Source organism: Mycobacterium hainanense (genome assembly GCF_041890355.1).
Lineage (GTDB): Bacteria > Actinomycetota > Actinomycetes > Mycobacteriales > Mycobacteriaceae > Mycobacterium > Mycobacterium hainanense.
This window is the reverse complement of the sequence record NZ_CP169059.1, coordinates 2,301,482-2,318,757: the sequence shown is the minus strand read 5'-3', so window position 1 is coordinate 2,318,757 and position 17,276 is coordinate 2,301,482. Positions and strand designations below refer to the sequence as shown.

Below are 17,276 nucleotides of genomic sequence, written 5' to 3'. Positions count from 1 at the left end.
GTTCAGCGCCCGAGTTGCTCCGCCAGGTCGCCGAAATCGGACGCGTTGACGTCGAACTCGTCGGAATAGGCGACGTCGGCCTCGCCGTCGACGCCGAACTCCAGCGGGCGCGCGACGAAGGCGGTCCGGAACCCGAGCTCGGCCGCGGCGCGGATGTCGTACTTGTGGCTGGCGACCATCATGATCTCGGCGGGTTCGAGGCCGAGGTAGGTTGCGGCCATCCGATAGATCGCCGGGTCGGGCTTGAACACCCCGGCCATCTCGGCGGCGAAAATCGCATCCCAGGGCAGGCCCGCCCGCTTGGACAGCTCGACGACGGCCGAGACGTCTGCGTTCGACAGGGTGGCCAGCGTGTAGCCACCCTTCAGTCGCGTCAGCCCGGGCACCGCGTCCGGCCAGGGCTTGAGCCGCCGCCAGGCGGCGGTGAGTTCGTCCCGTTCGGCGTCAGAGAACACGATGCCACGCTCGTCCAGCACGGCGTCGAGGGCCCGGCGATACACCGACTGCACCGACACCCACCCGCTGGAGCGGGGCGCCTGCTCCAGCGCCATGAAGTAGCCTGCGCGCCAACGCCTTACCACCTCGGGCCAGTCGGCGCCCGGGTGCCGCCCAGCGCTGATCCGCCGCGCCTCGTCGCACACGGTCGAATGAAAGTCCGTCGCCGTACCTTGCACGTCAAACAACAAAGCCTTGACCACACGCGCAATCATGCATCCGCGGACGCGCACGAATCTACGGTGTCCCGGCGGCCGCCCGCGCGGTTAGCGGTCGCTCGCCTGGGCGGCAGCCGTGGGGTGCGGGTTCGATTGGGCGACCGAATGCGCGGGCGCGTTGATGCCCCCCAGCACGAAGGCAGAGGTGATCGCGAAGCAAGCGCATCCAAGGCACAGTGTTTCCATTGGGCCACATCTTCTTTCGCATCGGTTGCGGACAGCGTCCGCCGTTTGTGCTTCAGAACGATTACCCCGCGGCGGGGCCAGCAAACGGCCCCTTCCGGGGCCGGGGCTGGTGTGGCAGATGTGGCGTCAGGCGATCATGTAGTCGCTGAGCGGGAAGGTCGACGCTTCCCGCACCGAGTTCAACGTCGACGTCGGCCGCAGCAGCGACGCCTCGCCGCTGGGGCTGAAGTAGTAGGACCGCGACGTCGCACAGTTGCCGGCGTAGAACACCGTGTTGTCCAGCCGCTTGGTCATCCGCTCCATGAACCGGTCGTTGGCCTCTTCGGTCACCTCGAAGGTCGTCGCACCGCGGCGCTTGACCTCGCCGAGCAGCCGGTCCATGTGCCGCATCTGGTACTCGATGGTGTGGAAGAAGGACAGCCCGGAGAAGGCGAACGGGCTGGCCAGGCTCAGGTAGTTCGGGAAGTAGGGCATCGAGACGCCCTGGTAGGACTGGAAGCGGGTCTCTCGCCACCACTTGCCCAGGTTGCGGCCCTTGCGACCGACCACCTCGATGGCCGGGAAATTGGCCTCCCACAGGTCGAAGCCGGTCGCCAACACCAGGGTGTCAATCACGGTCTTGCGCCCGTCGACGGTGACGATCCCGTCCGCCTCGATCCGCGCGATCGAGCTGGTCTCCAGGTGCACGTGCGGCTTGGCGAACGTCGGGTAGAAGCTGTTGGACATCGTGGGCCGCTTGCAGCCGCAGTCGTAGTCCGGCGTGAACTGTGCGCGCAGTTCCTTGTTGCGGATCCAGCGGAATCGGTTGATCTTGGCCAGGTCGGCGGCCGAGATGTTCCCGCGACCCCGGGACTCCCTGAAGTGCAGCGCCCCGACGACCATGATGATCTCCAGGATCACGTCGGTCACCCACCGCAACGCGCGCTGCGCCACCGGGACCCGCGCGAACAGGCGGCGAACCGCCGGCGGGAACTCGAAGTCCGGCTTGGGCATCACATGCGTCGCGGTGCGCTGGTAGACGGTCAGGTCGGCGGCCTCTTTGGCCAGCTCCGGGATTAGCTGAACCGCCGACGCCCCGGTCCCGATGACGGCGATCCGGCGGCCCGTGTAGTCGTAGTCGTGGTCCCAGGCGGTGGTGTGGACGATCTTGCCCTCGAAGCTCGCGATCCCCGCGATATCCGGCAGGCGCGGCTGGGACAGGAAGCCCGTCGCGGTGATCAGGAAGCGGCTGGTCAGCGTGTCGCCGCCGGCCAGCGCCACCCGCCAGACCTCGCGGTCCTCGTCCCACTGGGCGCCTTCGACGGTGGTGTTGAACCGCATGTGGCGGCGCACGTCGTACTTGTCGGCGACGTCCGCGGCGTACTGCTTGACCTCGGCGCCGGGCGCAAACAGCCGCGACCAGGTCGGATTGGGTTCGAACCAGTACGAGTAGGTGGTCGACGGGATGTCGACGGCGATCCCCGGGTAGTGGTTGACGTGCCAGGTGCCGCCCAGGTCATCCTCGCGCTCGAGAATGACGAAGTTGTCATACCCGAGACGCTTGAGCTGGATCGCAGCGCCGATGCCGCCAAAGCCGGCGCCGACGATGACGGCGTCCAAACGGTCCGTGTTCACAACCTCGCTCCGTGCTTCCCCGCCCCACGCTTACTTAGGAAAAACTGTCATTACCCTTACGTAACTCTAATAAAGGACGGCGCACGGCGCACCCGTGGTTGCCAGCATGTGACCTTGCTGACATCAGAACCGGACCCGGCGACGCGTGGGCGGTCGCCCCGGGCGACCGCCCACGCCAAAGCCTCTGTCCCCGAGCCAAACCTGCGGGTTACCGGGTGGCCGGGCCGGCCGCGGCCGTTCCCTGCAGCTGGCCCAGCAACTCATGACAGCGCCGCGCGCGCTCGGAGTCCTGCTCCATCACCTCATTGAAGAACGCCGCAACATCCTCCAAGCCGGCGTTTTTCGCGTCACGCACGTACTGGCCGTAATCGTGCCCGGCCTTCAGCGAGTGGTACTGAACGGAGATCAGATCGAACGTCACATCGTCGAAACCCGTTTCACCCGTGGCCATGTCATCACCCTTCTGTGTGTCCAGCGTGTTTCGTCGACCGGCTACCCGTGGCCTCCAACACCAAACGACAGCTGGCAGGGGATTTCGTAAGATGGCGGTCCGGAGGCGTGCAAAATGGATTCATTTGGCGCGTCGACACGCGGCCCTCATCCGACGCTGGCGGCCGCGCCTCGGTATACAGGAAACGATGACGAATTTTCTCGGGCATTGACAGTTTGGGAGGCGTCCGCATGGGCATCAGTCGCGGCATGATCGCACGTCACTTCATCCGTTCCCTCGCGCCCGCAGTGGTTGCGGTGTCAGGCCTTAGCGTGTCGGCCCTCGCCGGCTCGGTCATCCCCTCCGCGTCCGCCCAATGTCCGGACGTGCAGGTGGTATTCGCCCGCGGCACCGGTGAAGACCCCGGTGTCGGCCCCACCGGCCAAGCCTTCGTCGACGCCCTCCACTCGCGCATCGGCGCGCGATCATTCGACGTCTACCCGGTGAACTACCCCGCCAGCGACCAATGGGCCACCGGCATCGACGGCGTCAGAGACGCTGGCACCCACGTCGTTTCGATGGCCCACGACTGCCCCAACACCAAAATGGTGCTCGGCGGCTACTCCCAAGGCGCGGCCGTGATGGGCTTCGTCACCTCACCCTCGGTGCCCGACGGCATCGACCCCAACACCGTGCCCAAACCCCTGGACCCCTCGGTGGCCAGCCACGTGTCCTCGGTCGTGCTCTTCGGCATGCCCAACGTGCGGGCCATGAACTTCCTCGGCGAACCCCCCGTCGTCATCGGCCCCACCTTCGCCGACAAGACCATCAAGGTCTGCGCCACCGAAGACCCGGTCTGCTCCGACGGCATGAACTTCGCCGCCCACAACACCTACGCCGACGACGGCGCCATGATCGACAAGGGCGTCTCCTTCGCCTCCAGCCACCTCGGCATCGGCGGCCCGGCGACCCAGGTGTCGGCCCCTGCCGAAAACTTCGGCGGCTAAGCGATTTGCTCAGCCGGCCTTGGCATTCAGGAACGCCACGATGCCCTGGGTGACCGCGTTGGCATAGCGGGCGCGGCCGTCCGGGCTTTCCATCCGCGCGGCGTCCTCGGCGTTCTTCATGTTGCCGAGTTCGACCAGGATCGCCGGGTACTGCGCGAGGTTCAGCCCCGCGAGGTCGTCGCGTCCGAAGAGGCCGTTCGCGCCGATGTAGTTGGCCGGCTGGAAACCCGCCTGCGACAAGGCATCCCGCATCGTGGTGGCCAACTGGACGGCGGGGCCGGCCTGCACGTCGTTCAGCGGCGGGCTGGAGTAGTTGACGTGGAATCCGCTGCCGGACGCGGGTCCGCCGTCGGCGTGGATGCTGACGATCGCGTCGGGGCGCATCGCGTTGGCCGCCGCGGCGCGGGCATCCACGCAGGGGCCGACGGAGCCGTCGTCACCGCGCGACAGCTGGGTACGCACGCCCAGCTGGTTCAGCGACTGGTTGATCAGCGCCACGACCGCCCAGGTGAACGCGTGCTCGGGATAGCCGTCGTTGGTGGCCGCGCCCGACGTCTGGCACGCCTTCGTGCCGCCGCGGCCGTTGGGGACCTGCTGGTTGATCGACGCGTCGTTGACGGCGTTGTGGCCCGGGTCCAGGAAGACGGCCGACCCGGCGACGGCGGCGGTAGCGCGGGGCGCGGCCACCAGGCTCCCGGCACCGAGCAGCACGGGCGCCAATTTCAGCACGTCGCGCCGCGTCAGGGCTCCTAGCCGGCCGGGGTGGTCGCTCACCGCGCGATGGTAACAATCGCGGTTCGTGTCGGGCTCAGACGTCGGTCAACGCCCGGGCCGCTGCGCGGAACATGGTCTGCTTGATGGCGCCGAGCGTGCCGGGGTCCTTGCCGCCGAGCGGGCGCAGCAGGTCGGTGGCCGCGGCGGTCACCTCGGCCTCGGCTGCAGTCGCGTCGACGATGCCGAGTTCGGCGGCCTCTTCCCCACCGAACCGCCGCCCGGTGGTCATGGAGGCCACCGCGGCGCGGGGGGTGAGCTTGGCTTGGATCAGCGCGGCCATGCCGTCGGTGAACGGGATGCGGATGTCGACCTCGGGGAAGCAGAAGAACCCGCGGTCGGCGCGCATCACCCGCACGTCATGGGCCATCGCGAGCATGGCGCCGGCGCCGAAGGCATGGCCGGTCACCGCGGCGGCGGTCGGCATCGGGAAGGTCAGGACGCGGGCCAGCAGGGCCTGCACCCGCGCGACGTAGGACTGGGTCTGGTCGGCGTGCGCGCCCAGCCAGTCCAGATCCAGCCCGTTGGTGTAGAACTTGCCGGCCGCGGTGGTGACCAGGCCCTGCGCGCCGGCCTGCTGGATTTCGTCGAGCTGCCCGTTGATCGCGTCGAGAAACTCTGGGGAGAACCGGTTCTCGTCCTCGCCGAGGCGCAGAATCGCGATCTTGTCGTCCCAGCTGAATGTCGGTGTCATGTGGTGGCCCTTTCTGTGGTCCTGCGCCGGGGTGCCCCGACGTCGAGCACGGCGATGACGGCCGCGCGCAGCCGTTCGCGTGCGTCCGGGTCGTCGATCCGGTTGCGGCGCAACAGGATCGCGGTCGGCAGGTCGACGATGCAGGTCGTGATCACATCGACGGCCGCGGCGTCCTTGCGGTCCCACAGGCGGCGGGCCAGCCGGATCATCGTCTCGACCAGCAGCCGGTCCAGGTCGCGCAATTGCGCGGCGATGTCGGGCGGTGTCTCGGGGCCCAGCAGCTCGTCGCGGCGCACCGTCAGCAGGAGTTGCGATGACTCCGGGTGGGTTTCGGCGAAGACGGCCGGCGCCTCGGCGGCCGCCACCACCGCGTCGACGCCGTCCCCGTCCGCGGAGTCGATCAATTCGCTTTGCGCGCTGAGGAATCGGTGCCCGGCCCGCAGCCACGCGCGCCCGACGAGGCCCGCCCGCGAACCGAACGTGTGGTACAGCGCGCCGTTGGATACGCCGATTGCGTCGCCGACGGCTCGTATCGTCACCGATGCCGGCCCGGATTGCACGGCCAGCCGTTCGACGGCGTCCAGGATCTGATCCTGGTCGTGCACCCTGGGCCGCGGCATGCGGGCCATAGTAACAGAGCGATCGCTCTGTTACTAAATTAGGGCGGTTCACGCTGTCTTAACGCGACAGCGGTCGAAACCCGTTTGACCACGCGGGGCCATCGGGAACCCCATGCTCATGGGTAAGGTCACGCAGGTCAACGAAGAAGCGCTGTTGGCGGACCTCGGCCGGCAACTCATCGGTGAGTTCCCGCGAATCCCGGCGGAGGTCGTCGACGCCCTCATCCGCGAAGAGCATGCCCGGTTCGCGCATAGCCGCGTGCGGGACTTCGTTCCGTTGTTCGTGGAAAAGCACACACGCGAGCAGCTGAGGGCGCGTTCCAACTAGCGGTCGCAGCCGCCGGGACGGGACGGCGTGCCGCGCAAACTTATTTCCCGCTTACCGGCCCGGGCCAACGGCGTCTGGGCTTACGCTCAGCAAATGATCGGGCGGACCCTCGTGGTCGTCATCGCCGTTGCCGCCGTTGCCGCGGCGCCGATCGCACGCGCGGACACCATGGACTTTCAATCCCCGTCCGGGAACATCTACTGCGTCCTGGGTAGCTTCGGCGCCGCGTGCGACATCAGCGACTTCGATTACCAGCCACCGCCGCCGCCGGAATCCGGCAAGCACCTCGCCTGGGGTAACCGTTTCGTCCTCGACCAGGGCCAGCCGGCCGCCATCCACTGCCACGGCGAGACGTTGCGCGTCGCCGGCGAGCCCACTCTGGATTACGGCCGGACCATGTCCGCGGGGACCCTCTCGTGCGACAGCGAGCCAGCGGGCATGACGTGCACCGACAGCAGCACCGGCCATTACTTCCGCGTCTCGCGGGATTCCTACGACCTCGGCTGAGACTCGTTCCGCTCGAACCGGTTACGCCCGTACCCGGTGAATTCCTCCCGAACACGCGGCGAACCCGGGGGTGCGCCTACGGCATACGTGTAATGTCCGAGTTTGCTAGCCGAGAAATTCCTGTTAACTCTTGGCCGCTTTGCTCGGCCAAAGGACCAGGGGGTGCCGTGACCGAGGTGTCTGAGCTGTCGGCGGCGATCGATGCCGACGAGGTCGTGGTGTCGTTCCAGGACGAGTCCCTGCTGCTGGGCGGTGACCCCGCCGCCGTCGAGTCCTACCTGACCCGGCTGCGTGCGACCGCCGGGAACGGCGTGCGGGTCACCGGCATCGACGGCGCCTGCCTCGCGAACGCGGCCATCGCCGGGCTGGCCTCGCTGCTGGCCGACTCCGGCAAGTACGTCCAGCTGCATCGCGACATTGTCGACGTGTTGAAGGAAGGCAAGCTGGTTCCCGTCGCCGACGGCTTCTTCCGGCTGACGACGGGCACCGACGACGTCCTTGCCCACCTGCAATGGCGACCCGAATTGCTCGGCCCGGAGGTGATGCTCTCGGCGCAGATGATCGCGGTGCAGATGGCATTGAAGTCCGCGGTCGCCGAGGTGGAGGACGCCGTCCGGCGGGTGGAGGACAAGGTCGAGGCGGTGCTCGAGGTGGCCCGGGCGCAGCGTGCCGGCGACGTCCTGGGCAACAGCCTGACGGTCTCGCGGATGGTCGACTCGCTGGAGAAGTACGGGTCGCTGCCCGACGCGTACTGGGATTCGGTGGCCGCGCTGGGGCCGGCGCTCAACGTCGCGGTCGAGCAACTGCGCAACCACGTCAGCCGCATCCTGGTGTCCTTCGACCACACGCTGGCCGTGCAGCAGCGCGCCGCGAAGCTGCGAAATGCCATCGACGACAACCGGCTTGGCGACACCCTGAGCCTGCTGGTGATCGCCGAGGAAGCGCTGCACAAGTGGCAGCGGCTGAACCTCGCGCGCATCGAGGCCAAGGAGCCCGAGCAGCTGCTGCGGGCGATCGACGAGGCGCGCGGGCTGGTCGACCACCATCTGCGCGAGGACCTCGACATGTACCGCAGCGCGAAGGAAGTGCTCGACCGCTTCGGGCGGTCGAAGGCGGTTGACGGCTTCCGATTCTGGGCGGTGCGCGAGCTGGCCAAGCAGCGCGTCGCGCTGCGCGACGAGTTCGACCGCTTCGCGAAGGCCCGCCAGCACCAGGTCGAGACGTGGGAGGACTTCCATATTCCGAGCGTGCTCGACGCCGCCGTCGCCACGCTGGGAGCCGTCGCGACGACGACCGGCCATGCGCTCGGGGCGGTGGGCCGCGGGATGGTCTGGGTGGGCTCACAGGTGGCCGGGCCATTCCGGGGCAAAGGCACCGAAGAAGAGCCAGACATGGGCAACGGCAAGGATTTTGAACGCCAGCCCGAGGTAGACGGTGCGGCATCAACGCCCGCGGCGCATTGAGCCGTCAGTGACCGCGGTCGAGGCTGTCTCAATACCCGGATACTTGCGGCTAATACGCTGAAATTCATCGTCGGTGCTGTACTCGGACAGCTGCCACTGCGGGTAGTCGTACAGGTCGTCGGCAATCTGTCCAATGACGTCGGCAAGCTCTAGCGGCTCAAGCCATTGCGAGGAGATAGCCCGCACGCCGACCATTGCGCCAAGTAGATTGCCCGCGATCGATCCCGTCGAGTCTGAATCGCCGTCGTGATTGACCGCGAGAATTATGCCGTCGCTGAACGACTCGGCCACCAGCGCGCAATAGACGCCAATCGCCAACGCCTCGTCAGCCACCCAACCCTGACCTAGCTTGGCGACGGCATCGCAGCGGGGAGCGTCACGGTGTGTCGCCGCTTCGGCGGACTCGACTGCGCGCAACGTTTCGTCGTGATCGCGAAACTCGGCGAGAACGTGCTTCGCCGCTAGCAATGCCTCAGCCAGCGTTATGCCCTGGGCCAGCTGATAGACGAGGGCGGCCAACATCCCAGCGGACAACGAACCGGAGGGGTGACCGTGGGTCAGCGCCGCAAGTTCACTGCCAATTTCGAACGCTTGCCGCATCGTCCCGTTCGGGAGCCGGGCGACGAAGAGGCCGACCGGGGCCATGCGCATCACACCACCGCAGCCCTTGCTGGCGTTGCTGGCGGGCTCGCCGAGACCACGCATCTGCCGAAGCGCCGACACGCAGGTGTTGCCCGGAGCGCGCCGGCTGTGCAACTGGCTTTGCTCGTATAGCCAGCCCGGCTCACCTTCGCCGAACGGCGCGCCAACTCCGATGTCGTGCGCCGGCACTTCGCCTTGTGTCCGCAGCCATCGGAGATACGCGTTTGCAGTTACACCGGAGTACGTCGATACACCCTTCAGGCATCCCCTAACCCGATAGCGGAGAAGACCCTCCGCGGTGAAAAGCGTCATCTGAGTGTCGTCGGTGATCCTGCCGAGACCGCCGTAGGCGGGCGCGTAGGAGGTGATTCCTTCGCGGCCAAACTGCGCAAGAACCTGCTCCCGCGTGTGGAATTCGACAGGCGCACCCAACGCGTCGCCCACGGCTCCACCCAACAGGCAGCCACGGAATCGCTCTCGGCCATCGATCGCCATAGCCGCACGCTACCGCCATCGTGTAAACGCGATTGGACAATTCCGGCCGAGCGCTCTCCGTGTAGTACAAATAAGTAGTACACTGGCCGACATGTCCGAGGTGCCGGTGCGCGAGCTGAACCAAAATACCGCCGGGGTGCTCGCGCGCGTAAAGCGCGGCGAGCAAATCGACATCACCGAACGCGGGGCCGTTGTGGCCCGCCTCGTCCCGGCCCAGGAAAATCCCCTAGCCGAAATGATCAGCGCGGGAAGGCTTCATCCCGCCACGCTCAGCGGGCCGGCGCCGCGTCTCTCCGGACCGGTGAAGACGGACCACGAGGCCGGCCAACTGCTGCGCGAGCTCCGCGACGACGAGCGCTATTGATGCTTTATCTCGACACGTCGGCGCTGATGAAACTGATCCGGCGTGAACCCGAAAGCGATACCCTCGCCGACTGGCTCGACGCACAAACAGCGGCGCCGTGGGTGTCGTCGACGCTGATCGAGGTGGAACTTCCACGCGCGCTGCGCCGGGTAGATCCCTCCCTGCTCGCCGATGTGCCCGCGACCGTGGCTCGAGTGGCACGCTATGAAGTCGACGAGGTGGTCCGGGCGGCCGCTGCGGCCTATCCGGACAACACATTACGGTCACTCGACGCGATCCACCTCGCGACCGCCAACGCGGTGTTCGGCACCCAGTTGACGGCGTTCGTCACCTACGACGAACGCCTCCGTGCGGCCGCCGCGGCAGCCGGCCTGCCCACCGTTGCTCCGGGCCGCCGAGAGCCGTAAGAATTCGTCGGATTGGAGGTCGGCCGTGATCGATTTCGGACTATCAGGCAAACGCGCCGTCGTGTCGGGCGCGGGGTATATCCGGGAGCGCGCGGGCCATGGCTGGTTCACGTCGCTGGTCCTGGCCCAAGCGGGCGCCTCGGTCGCCTGCATCGACATCGACGAGCAGCGTGCGGAGCAAGTTGCCGGCGAGATCGTCGGCCGCGGAGGGAATGCCATCCCGATCGTCGCCGACATGACCGACCCCGAGCAGGTCGGTCGGGCGATCGACGACGTCGAGGCTGCGCTGGGCGGCATCGACGTGTGCGTCGACATCATCGGTGGCGCGACCTGGTCGAAGGTCGAGGACTTCACCCCCCAATTGTGGGACGCAACAATTCATTACAACCTGACCCAGGTCTACTACCTTTTTCAAGCCGCGGCACGGTACATGATCGCCCAGCGCACCGGCGGATCGCTGGTCGCTGTCGCTTCGGTCGACGGCATCGCGGCGGCGACCTACCACGCCGCCTACGGTGCCGCCAAGGCCGGCGTCATCTCGTTGGTCAAGACCTTCGCGGATGAGCTCGGGCGGTACGGCATTCGCGCCAACGCGGTCGCGCCCGGCAATGTGGGCTCGGGCAACGAGGATCAGCCGCCAAACGAGTACGCCGTCAACGGGATTAACCCGCTGGCGGCGCCGCGCGCGCACGACATCGCCAACGCCGCGCTGTTCCTGTCGTCGGAGCTGTCCGCCCGCATCACCGGTCAGACGCTCGTCGTCGACGGCGGCGCCACCATTCGGCAGCTGTGGGGTTTGGGCGAGTCGATGATCCCGGCCGATCCCGAGGCGGCGCTGCCGGACTTCATGAGGCCCGGGCCGTCGGGCGGCTAGCGCTGGTGGGTGAGCGGCAGGCCGGCCACCGAGCTTCTGCCCTTGAGCACGTACGGGGTGGCGATGGAGCCGATGTAGATGTCGCGCCTGTCGTGCCCGCCCCAGGCGATGCTGGTCGGGCTTTGTAGAAGCGCCCCGTCGGGGTCTTCGATCACGGTTGTCGCCGTGCCGTCTGGGCTGATCGCCACGATCCTGTTGGCGAGAACCAGTGTGACCCAGAGGTTTCCCTCGGCGTCGAACGCGCATCCGTCGGCCATCCCCCATCTTTGGCCGACCTCCGGCTCGGTCAGGAGTCGGCTAGCGTCGGGGCCGTACTCGTCGGGTCGCCGACCGCCCAGCGGCGGGCCGAATTGCTCTGGCGGCCCCAGAGTTTCGCTTCGGATCGGAAACCGGACCACATCGGCGGCCACCGTACGGACCACATAGAGGTAGTCCTCGTTGCGGTCCAGCGCCATGCAGTTCGGAAAGCCCACACCATCGGCAACCATGTGGGCCGACTGGCGGTCCGGCGCGATCCGAAAGAGGAACCCATCGGCAGTGCCGCGCGCGAGGGTTTCCATAAGATCTTCAGCCATCGTGCTCACCGAACACCACAGCGCACCAACGGAATCCACCAGGACGAAGTTCAGCCATCGCAGCGGGCGTCCATCGAGTTGCTCGCTTAAGACCGCCGTGATCGCGCCGGTCTGCGGGTCGAGATCCTGCAGCACACCCCGGCCCCAATTGGCGATCAGAAAGTGGCCGTCGCGATCGATCGCGATCCCGTTCGGTTCGCCGCCCGCCTGCCCGATCGGCCGAACGGTGTTCTCGTCAACGAGCTCCGCGACAGCTGAGGCCTTGTCGGAGGCGAACACCCGGCCATCGCCGGCCACCACCACGTGTTCCGGCCGTTCCACGCCGCGCCCGATGGCGTGCAGACCGATCACCTCGAAGGGAATCGGCATTTTTCGCCCATCTGTATCCCGTCAGATCCTGGAAGTTCGCATGAAATCTGCCTACAAAGGCTTGCCGCATTTGGATGGTAAAGGACGTCCACATAGCGCCGCAGCGCCTCGGCTCCGCACTCGACACCCCAGTCCGGAAATCTCGACATTTTGCCCCGCGGATGTGGCACAGACGTGTCTCGGCTGCAGCGCCGTCTAAAGGCTTCAGAACGTGCCAGCGGTGTCGGGGTGCTGCATTTGTTCCAGAGCAAAATCGCGGGTCGGGCCGTACCGCCTAAATCCATCGTTACTTGGGCGAACCCTTCCAAAGTGGTGTCAACTGGATGGACACTGATCGCAGCGAAGAGAAGGAAGTGTGCTGTGAGGTCACTGGTCGGCAGTGCGTTTGGGCGCTACGAGATCAGGCGAATGCTCGGCCAAGGCGGGATGGGGGAGGTTTACGAGGCGTACGACACGAAAAAGGGGAGAACCGTAGCGCTCAAGTTACTCACAGACCGGTACGCCCAGGACGACACCTACCGTGCGCGGTTCCTACGTGAGTCTCGCGCAGCTGCAGTTCTGCAGGAGCCGCACGTCATTCCAATCCACGACTGGGGAGAAGTTAACGGCGTCCTGTACATCGACATGCGGTTGGTTCGAGGGGAAACCCTGCACGACATGCTCAAGAAGGGCCCCCTGGAACCACAACGAGCGACCGACATCATCGGCCAAATCGCGGCGGCATTGGACGCCGCGCACGCTGAAGGACTCATCCATCGAGACGTCAAGCCGCAGAACATCATTGTGACGCCCGACGACTTCGCGTACTTGGTCGACTTCGGTATCGCCGAAGCCAAAGGAGATACTCACCTCACCATGGCGGGCTATCAAGTCGGCACCTTCGATTACATGGCTCCGGAACGCTTAGGCGATGAGGAAGTGACGACATCGGTCGACGTCTACTCGCTGGCCTGCGTCCTGTACGAGGCGCTGACGGGCGCTAAACCGTTCCCACTACATAGCGCCGAGCAGATCATCGGCGCACACATCTCGTCACCACCTCCCAGGCCGAGCAGCGTCAATCCACGTGTGCCTACGGCTTTCGACGACGTCATCGCTCGCGGCATGGCAAAGCACCCCGACGACCGCTACGGCAGTGCTGGCGCATTGGGGCGCGCCGCCAAGCGTGCGTTGTCGACGAGATCGTCGACCCCGCCTCAAGCGGACACGTTGCTAGCGCCCCAATATGTAAGCGGGCCACAGAGTTATCCACCCTTTAACGCCTCGTACGCTTACCCTGCAACTGGTCCGACACCAGTCGTCACCAGCGACACCGGGCGCTCTAGGCAGTTCATAGTAGGAGTCTCTATCGGGATCACAGTGGCGTTGGTGGGCGGCGCCGGTGTGGTGATCGGACTCCTCGCTCACCGCGACTCGAACAGCTCCGAGCCCTCGACGGCGCCGCTCGTCCCCTATACCAATCCCGTACCCACCGCCCCTCCGTCGGAGTCGGCATCGGCGTCACCGTCGACTCAGATCCGCACCACGGCGACCGCTACACCCCAAGATCCTGCGCAGGAGCTTCGACAGATCGCGGCTGACGACCGGCCTTGGGTCAGCTCGCAACTGGCTGACCGCTGGGTGCCCCAACTCAGTTCCAAGCGTCCCGGGGTCGTCGACAACGGCCAGGTGTGGGACGACGCAATGACGCTCCAAGAGCACCTTCAGCTGCGCCAGCGCTTCTCGAACGTGAGGCTGCTCTGGTCCGGTGACTGGTCGACCTTCTCATCTCCCGACTTCTGGGTCACGGTTGCCGGCATCACGTTCACCGACTCAGCGGGTGCGTTGGCATGGTGCAGGACTCAGGGGTTCGATCGGGACCACTGCGCGGCCAAAATCGTCAGCACGACGCATCCTGTGGAGGGCAGTACGGCGTACAACCGATGAGGGATACAAGGCTTTCCCTCAGCAGGCCCATTGCCTCGGAATCAGGCGCGTAGCGGCAGCGCAGAAAGCCACCCATCCGAAAGCAACTCCAGCAACTGCCCATCAGGATCCCGGATCATCGCCATCGCCTCCGTCACCGTCGCGCCGACTACCGCTCCCCCGAACTCCTTGACCTTCTCCAACGCGTCGGCAAGATCGGACACCGAGAAGGAAATGTGCGTCAGCCCAATCTGATCCATGACGCGTTCGGACCCGGTGTGAACTTGGCGCTTCGAGTAGTCCATGAGTTCGAGCACAAAGCCGTCGCGGACAAGATAAGTCGCATGCACGCCGAGCGGCTCGGGTAGCTGCACCAGCTGGGCGGTAGGGCCGTCGGGCGGATCAAGCTCCCACCAGAACTGAAACCCCAGCACATTTTCGTAGAACCGCCGCGACCGCTCGCGATCGGAGACGCACAATCCGACATGGTTGAAGGTCGTCCGGTGACTACTCATCGCGGCCTTTCTCGACGGAACCCACGAGCGTAATAATGCAAAGATAGTGCAAAAAGCAGCTGGGTCGCCGTGGAGGATCAGATGACAACCCGACCCGACGTCGCCGAAGACGCCATTGTCGACTTCGACCATCACTCCGACGCGTTCAACCTCAACGAGTTGGCCATCAACGCCGAGCTGAGACAGAAATGCCCAGTCGCGTGGAACGAGAACTACGGCGGGTTCTGGTTCCTCAGCAGCTACGCCGCGGTGAGCCAGGCCGCCCGTGACGGTGACACGTTCGCCCACAATTACGAGCCCAACGCCGCGGACGGCGTCGACTACCAGGGCGAGATGGGCGTCCCAAGACCGGAAGGCCAGCCGGCCCTGGGCATCGGCGAGGTCGACGGCCCCCACCACCAGGCCCTACGCCACGCCCTCGCGCCGTTCTTCTCCCCCGGCGCCGTCCAAAAGCTCAAGCCGTTCATGGAGCACAAGGCGCACGAGTTCCTCGACCAGAAAATTGAGGACGGTCAGATGGACCTCGTCCTCGACTACGCCAGCCCCGTCCCGGCCATCCTCACGATGAAGCTGATGGGCCTGCCCCTCGACAACTGGCACCTCTACGCCAACCTCTTCCACTCCGTCATGGCCGTCCCGCAGGACAGCCCGGAGTACCTCGAAGCCATCGCCAAAGTGCCGGAAATGATGCAAGGCGTCCTCGAGTACGCGGCCGCCAGACGGGCCAAACCGGAGGACGACCTCACCAGCTTCCTCATCCAGTTCGAATTCGACGGCCAGCGCCTCACCGACGAACAGCTGCTCAACATCCTGTGGAACCTCATCGGCGGCGGGGTCGACACCACCACCTCCCAAACCGCACTGACACTGCTGCACCTGGGCACCCACCCTCAGCTGCGCCAACAACTCATCGACCACCCGGAGCTCTACCGCACCGCCACCGACGAATTCCTGCGCTACTTCTCGGTCAACCAAACCCTGAGCCGCACCGTCACGAAAGACGTCGAGCTCGACGGCCAACGCCTCCGCAAGAACGACAGGGTCGTCATCAGTTGGCTCTCGGCCAACCACGACGAAAAAGAATTCGAAAAGCCCGACCAGATCGTCCTGGATCGCGCGCCCAACCGGCACGTCGCCTTCGGGCTCGGGCCGCACCGCTGCATAGGCTCGCACCTGGCGCGCCTGATGGCCGAAGTTATGGTGAAGGCCGTCCTCGACCGCATCCCCGACTACCAGGTCGACGTCGCAAACGTCCACCAATACCTGGGCAACCCGAGCATGACCGGGCTCGGCACGCTGCCGGTCACCTTCACGCCAGGACGAAAGAGGCTCGGGCCGTGGTGACTACGACGCCGTGGCGTATTGCAGCACCGGCTCCGACGAATCGACGTGGCTGCCGCTGATGATCCGCAGCCGGTTCGGGCGCACCTCGTAGACGACGCCGTCGACCGGGTTGGTGACATCGAACCCGTCGCCCGCGCGCTCGGCGTTGGACAGCTCGATGTGCGCGCCGTCGCTGATGCGCTCGCCGCGGTAGTAGTAACTGCCGCTGAGGTTTTGGCACACCACGGCTAGCGACTTGGCGGTGCGCACCACGGCGGCCGGCGGATTGCCCGGATCGCAGCGGGCCGTCTCGCCGACGAATCCCAGCCCGTCGGCGCCCCGCACCGGGGCCGACAGCGTCGGCGTCTTCGGCGGCGGCGGGCTCGACGGCGCGGGCGATGGCACCTGAGCCGTCCGAGCGGGCGGCGGACCTCCGCTCGTCAACGCCGACACCAGCGCCACGATCAGCCCGATCACCACCAGCGCCACCGCCGCCCCGATCGCCACCCGCGGCCCCCGACCGCCAAACGGCCGAGACGGCGTCGCAGGCTCGGGGTCGACAACCGGATACGGGCTGTAGCCGGTGTCGTCGGGGTTGGGATAGATCGCCTCGAACGGCCGGGTGCCAAGGCGTCCCGCCGCGGCACCGACCGCGACCGGCTCGTACGCCGCGTTCACGGCCTCGCTGGCGGCGCGCGCGAGTTCGCCTGCGGAGGCGAATCGCGCCGTGCGTTGTTTAGCCATGCCGAGGGCGATGACGTCGTCGAAGGCCCGGCCCACGCCGCGGCGCATGATGCTGGGTCGCGGCGCCGGCGAGAGTAGGTGGGCGCTCCTCAGCTCGGCCGGGTCGGACGCCTCGAACGGAGGCTGACCGGTCAGGCACTCGTAGAGCAGGCACGCCAGGGAGTACACGTCAGTTTGCGGCCCGACCCGGCCGGTGGTGAAGCGCTCGGGCGCCATAAACACCCGCGACGGGTCGCCGTGCCCGAGACCGAAGTCGACGAGATACGCGAAATGGTCCGGGGTCAGCAGCACGTTTTCGGGCCGAACAGCCAAATGCACCAGCCCGGCGGCGTGCGAGGCGTCCAGCGCCCGCGCCACCTGCGCGACGATCGACGCGGCGCGCGACGCCTCCAGTGGCCCCCGCTCGCGCAGCAGATCCCTGAGGCTGCCGCCGTCGACCAGCTGCATGTCGACATAACAAGCCCCGTTGATCGAACCGAAGTCGTGCACCGGGACGACATGCGGCTCCTCCAACCGCGCGGCAACACCGCAGTCCTGTCGAAAGCGTTGCTGGAAGCCGGGTTCCGCGGCGATGTCGGCGGATACCAGCTTGACCGCGACCGTCCGGTCCCTAACCGTGTCGTGCGCGCGGTACACCTCGCCCGTCGCACCCGCCCCGATTAGCGATCGCAGCTCGTAGGGCCCGAACCGCGTGCCAAGCCGCGAGGTCAATGGGCAGTCCTTTCACTAG

General features: G+C 66.5%; 19 protein-coding genes. 9 read left to right on the top strand and 10 right to left on the bottom strand.

Annotation, left to right across the window (positions count from 1 at the left end; all coding sequences use genetic code 11):
- Positions 1-2 precede the first annotated feature (2 nt).
- The 3 genes from ACEL92_RS10875 to ACEL92_RS10865 all read right to left on the bottom strand — a co-directional run bounded on the left by ACEL92_RS10875 (position 3) and on the right by ACEL92_RS10865 (position 2,964).
- A complete protein-coding gene (locus ACEL92_RS10875) occupies positions 3-710 on the bottom strand; it encodes a haloacid dehalogenase type II (protein ID WP_374025569.1) in 708 nt (235 codons plus the stop codon).
- 315 nt (positions 711-1,025) lie between these two features.
- Complete coding sequence (locus ACEL92_RS10870) at positions 1,026-2,513, bottom strand: flavin-containing monooxygenase (RefSeq protein WP_374025568.1); 1,488 nt, start codon at positions 2,511-2,513, stop codon at positions 1,026-1,028.
- 208 nt (positions 2,514-2,721) lie between these two features.
- Positions 2,722-2,964 (bottom strand): acyl carrier protein, encoded by a 243-nt coding sequence (locus tag ACEL92_RS10865; RefSeq protein ID WP_374025567.1) that lies wholly within the window; start codon positions 2,962-2,964, stop codon positions 2,722-2,724.
- A 230-nt stretch (positions 2,965-3,194) separates the two neighbouring features.
- On the opposite strand from ACEL92_RS10865, the gene ACEL92_RS10860 reads away from it, so the two are divergent.
- Positions 3,195-3,950, top strand: a complete 756-nt coding sequence (locus ACEL92_RS10860) for a cutinase family protein (RefSeq protein ID WP_374025566.1) — start codon at positions 3,195-3,197, stop codon at positions 3,948-3,950.
- Positions 3,951-3,959: 9 nt separating this feature from the next.
- Here the strand turns inward: ACEL92_RS10860 and ACEL92_RS10855 are convergent, their stop codons facing one another.
- The 3 genes from ACEL92_RS10855 to ACEL92_RS10845 all read right to left on the bottom strand — a co-directional run bounded on the left by ACEL92_RS10855 (position 3,960) and on the right by ACEL92_RS10845 (position 6,035).
- The gene (locus ACEL92_RS10855) at positions 3,960-4,694 is read right to left on the bottom strand and encodes an Rv3717 family N-acetylmuramoyl-L-alanine amidase (protein ID WP_374026171.1); all 735 of its coding nucleotides are present in this window, start codon (positions 4,692-4,694) and stop codon (positions 3,960-3,962) included.
- A gap of 64 nt (positions 4,695-4,758) precedes the next feature.
- A complete protein-coding gene (locus ACEL92_RS10850) occupies positions 4,759-5,415 on the bottom strand; it encodes an enoyl-CoA hydratase-related protein (protein WP_374025565.1) in 657 nt (218 codons plus the stop codon).
- A complete protein-coding gene (locus tag ACEL92_RS10845) occupies positions 5,412-6,035 on the bottom strand; it encodes a helix-turn-helix domain-containing protein (protein ID WP_374025564.1) in 624 nt (207 codons plus the stop codon). Before ACEL92_RS10845 ends, ACEL92_RS10850 begins: the two co-directional genes overlap by 4 nt.
- A 118-nt stretch (positions 6,036-6,153) precedes the next feature.
- Between ACEL92_RS10845 and ACEL92_RS10840 the strand changes: the two genes are divergently transcribed.
- The 3 genes from ACEL92_RS10840 (at position 6,154) to ACEL92_RS10830 (ending at position 8,333) form a co-directional block, all read left to right on the top strand.
- Positions 6,154-6,363: a three-helix bundle dimerization domain-containing protein gene (locus ACEL92_RS10840; protein WP_374025563.1), complete on the top strand. Its 210-nt coding sequence runs from the start codon at positions 6,154-6,156 to the stop codon at positions 6,361-6,363.
- Between the two features lie 93 nt (positions 6,364-6,456).
- Positions 6,457-6,870 carry a DUF6636 domain-containing protein gene (locus ACEL92_RS10835; RefSeq protein WP_374025562.1) on the top strand — a complete coding sequence of 138 codons (414 nt, stop codon included), beginning with the start codon at positions 6,457-6,459 and terminating at the stop codon, positions 6,868-6,870.
- Positions 6,871-7,046: 176 nt separating this feature from the next.
- A complete protein-coding gene (locus ACEL92_RS10830; RefSeq protein ID WP_374026170.1) occupies positions 7,047-8,333 on the top strand; it encodes a hypothetical protein in 1,287 nt (428 codons plus the stop codon).
- On the opposite strand, the gene ACEL92_RS10825 is transcribed toward ACEL92_RS10830, so the two are convergent.
- Positions 8,313-9,470, bottom strand: coding sequence for an ADP-ribosylglycohydrolase family protein (locus tag ACEL92_RS10825; protein WP_374025561.1), 1,158 nt, complete (start codon positions 9,468-9,470; stop codon positions 8,313-8,315). The genes ACEL92_RS10830 and ACEL92_RS10825 overlap by 21 nt on opposite strands.
- A gap of 91 nt (positions 9,471-9,561) precedes the next feature.
- Between ACEL92_RS10825 and ACEL92_RS10820 the strand changes: the two genes are divergently transcribed.
- Genes ACEL92_RS10820 through ACEL92_RS10810 form a run of 3 tightly spaced genes read left to right on the top strand, consistent with a single transcriptional unit; the run spans position 9,562 to position 11,115 of the window.
- Positions 9,562-9,834 (top strand): type II toxin-antitoxin system Phd/YefM family antitoxin, encoded by a 273-nt coding sequence (locus tag ACEL92_RS10820; protein WP_374025560.1) that lies wholly within the window; start codon positions 9,562-9,564, stop codon positions 9,832-9,834.
- Positions 9,834-10,241, top strand: a complete 408-nt coding sequence (locus tag ACEL92_RS10815) for a type II toxin-antitoxin system VapC family toxin (protein ID WP_374025559.1) — start codon at positions 9,834-9,836, stop codon at positions 10,239-10,241. Before ACEL92_RS10820 ends, ACEL92_RS10815 begins: the two co-directional genes overlap by 1 nt.
- A 25-nt stretch (positions 10,242-10,266) precedes the next feature.
- Positions 10,267-11,115, top strand: a complete 849-nt coding sequence (locus ACEL92_RS10810; RefSeq protein WP_374025558.1) for an SDR family NAD(P)-dependent oxidoreductase — start codon at positions 10,267-10,269, stop codon at positions 11,113-11,115.
- On the opposite strand, the gene ACEL92_RS10805 is transcribed toward ACEL92_RS10810, so the two are convergent.
- Positions 11,112-12,059, bottom strand: coding sequence for an SMP-30/gluconolactonase/LRE family protein (locus tag ACEL92_RS10805; RefSeq protein ID WP_374025557.1), 948 nt, complete (start codon positions 12,057-12,059; stop codon positions 11,112-11,114). The two genes, ACEL92_RS10810 and ACEL92_RS10805, sit on opposite strands and share 4 nt — an antisense overlap.
- 360 nt (positions 12,060-12,419) lie before the next feature.
- Between ACEL92_RS10805 and ACEL92_RS10800 the strand changes: the two genes are divergently transcribed.
- On the top strand, positions 12,420-13,985 hold the full coding sequence (locus ACEL92_RS10800; RefSeq protein WP_374025556.1) for a serine/threonine-protein kinase: 1,566 nt from the start codon (positions 12,420-12,422) through the stop codon (positions 13,983-13,985).
- 41 nt (positions 13,986-14,026) lie between these two features.
- Here ACEL92_RS10800 and ACEL92_RS10795 read toward each other — a convergent pair whose 3' ends face one another.
- Positions 14,027-14,479, bottom strand: a complete 453-nt coding sequence (locus tag ACEL92_RS10795) for a VOC family protein (RefSeq protein WP_374026169.1) — start codon at positions 14,477-14,479, stop codon at positions 14,027-14,029.
- 81 nt (positions 14,480-14,560) lie between these two features.
- On the opposite strand from ACEL92_RS10795, the gene ACEL92_RS10790 reads away from it, so the two are divergent.
- Complete coding sequence (locus tag ACEL92_RS10790; RefSeq protein WP_374025555.1) at positions 14,561-15,823, top strand: cytochrome P450; 1,263 nt, start codon at positions 14,561-14,563, stop codon at positions 15,821-15,823.
- Here the strand turns inward: ACEL92_RS10790 and ACEL92_RS10785 are convergent, their stop codons facing one another.
- Positions 15,824-17,257, bottom strand: a complete 1,434-nt coding sequence (locus ACEL92_RS10785) for a serine/threonine-protein kinase (protein ID WP_374025554.1) — start codon at positions 17,255-17,257, stop codon at positions 15,824-15,826.
- Positions 17,258-17,276 lie beyond the last annotated feature (19 nt).

Coding starts and splice junctions, on each gene's coding strand:
- ACEL92_RS10845 (WP_374025564.1), bottom strand. CDS start 6,035: ATGCCGCGGCCCAGGGTGCACGACCAGGATCAGATCCTGGACGCCGTC.
- ACEL92_RS10865 (WP_374025567.1), bottom strand. CDS start 2,964: ATGGCCACGGGTGAAACGGGTTTCGACGATGTGACGTTCGATCTGATC.
- ACEL92_RS10815 (WP_374025559.1), top strand. CDS start 9,834: ATGCTTTATCTCGACACGTCGGCGCTGATGAAACTGATCCGGCGTGAA.
- ACEL92_RS10875 (WP_374025569.1), bottom strand. CDS start 710: ATGATTGCGCGTGTGGTCAAGGCTTTGTTGTTTGACGTGCAAGGTACG.
- ACEL92_RS10825 (WP_374025561.1), bottom strand. CDS start 9,470: ATGGCGATCGATGGCCGAGAGCGATTCCGTGGCTGCCTGTTGGGTGGA.
- ACEL92_RS10850 (WP_374025565.1), bottom strand. CDS start 5,415: ATGACACCGACATTCAGCTGGGACGACAAGATCGCGATTCTGCGCCTC.
- ACEL92_RS10840 (WP_374025563.1), top strand. CDS start 6,154: ATGGGTAAGGTCACGCAGGTCAACGAAGAAGCGCTGTTGGCGGACCTC.
- ACEL92_RS10835 (WP_374025562.1), top strand. CDS start 6,457: ATGATCGGGCGGACCCTCGTGGTCGTCATCGCCGTTGCCGCCGTTGCC.
- ACEL92_RS10790 (WP_374025555.1), top strand. CDS start 14,561: ATGACAACCCGACCCGACGTCGCCGAAGACGCCATTGTCGACTTCGAC.
- ACEL92_RS10860 (WP_374025566.1), top strand. CDS start 3,195: ATGGGCATCAGTCGCGGCATGATCGCACGTCACTTCATCCGTTCCCTC.
- ACEL92_RS10820 (WP_374025560.1), top strand. CDS start 9,562: ATGTCCGAGGTGCCGGTGCGCGAGCTGAACCAAAATACCGCCGGGGTG.
- ACEL92_RS10805 (WP_374025557.1), bottom strand. CDS start 12,059: ATGCCGATTCCCTTCGAGGTGATCGGTCTGCACGCCATCGGGCGCGGC.
- ACEL92_RS10795 (WP_374026169.1), bottom strand. CDS start 14,479: ATGAGTAGTCACCGGACGACCTTCAACCATGTCGGATTGTGCGTCTCC.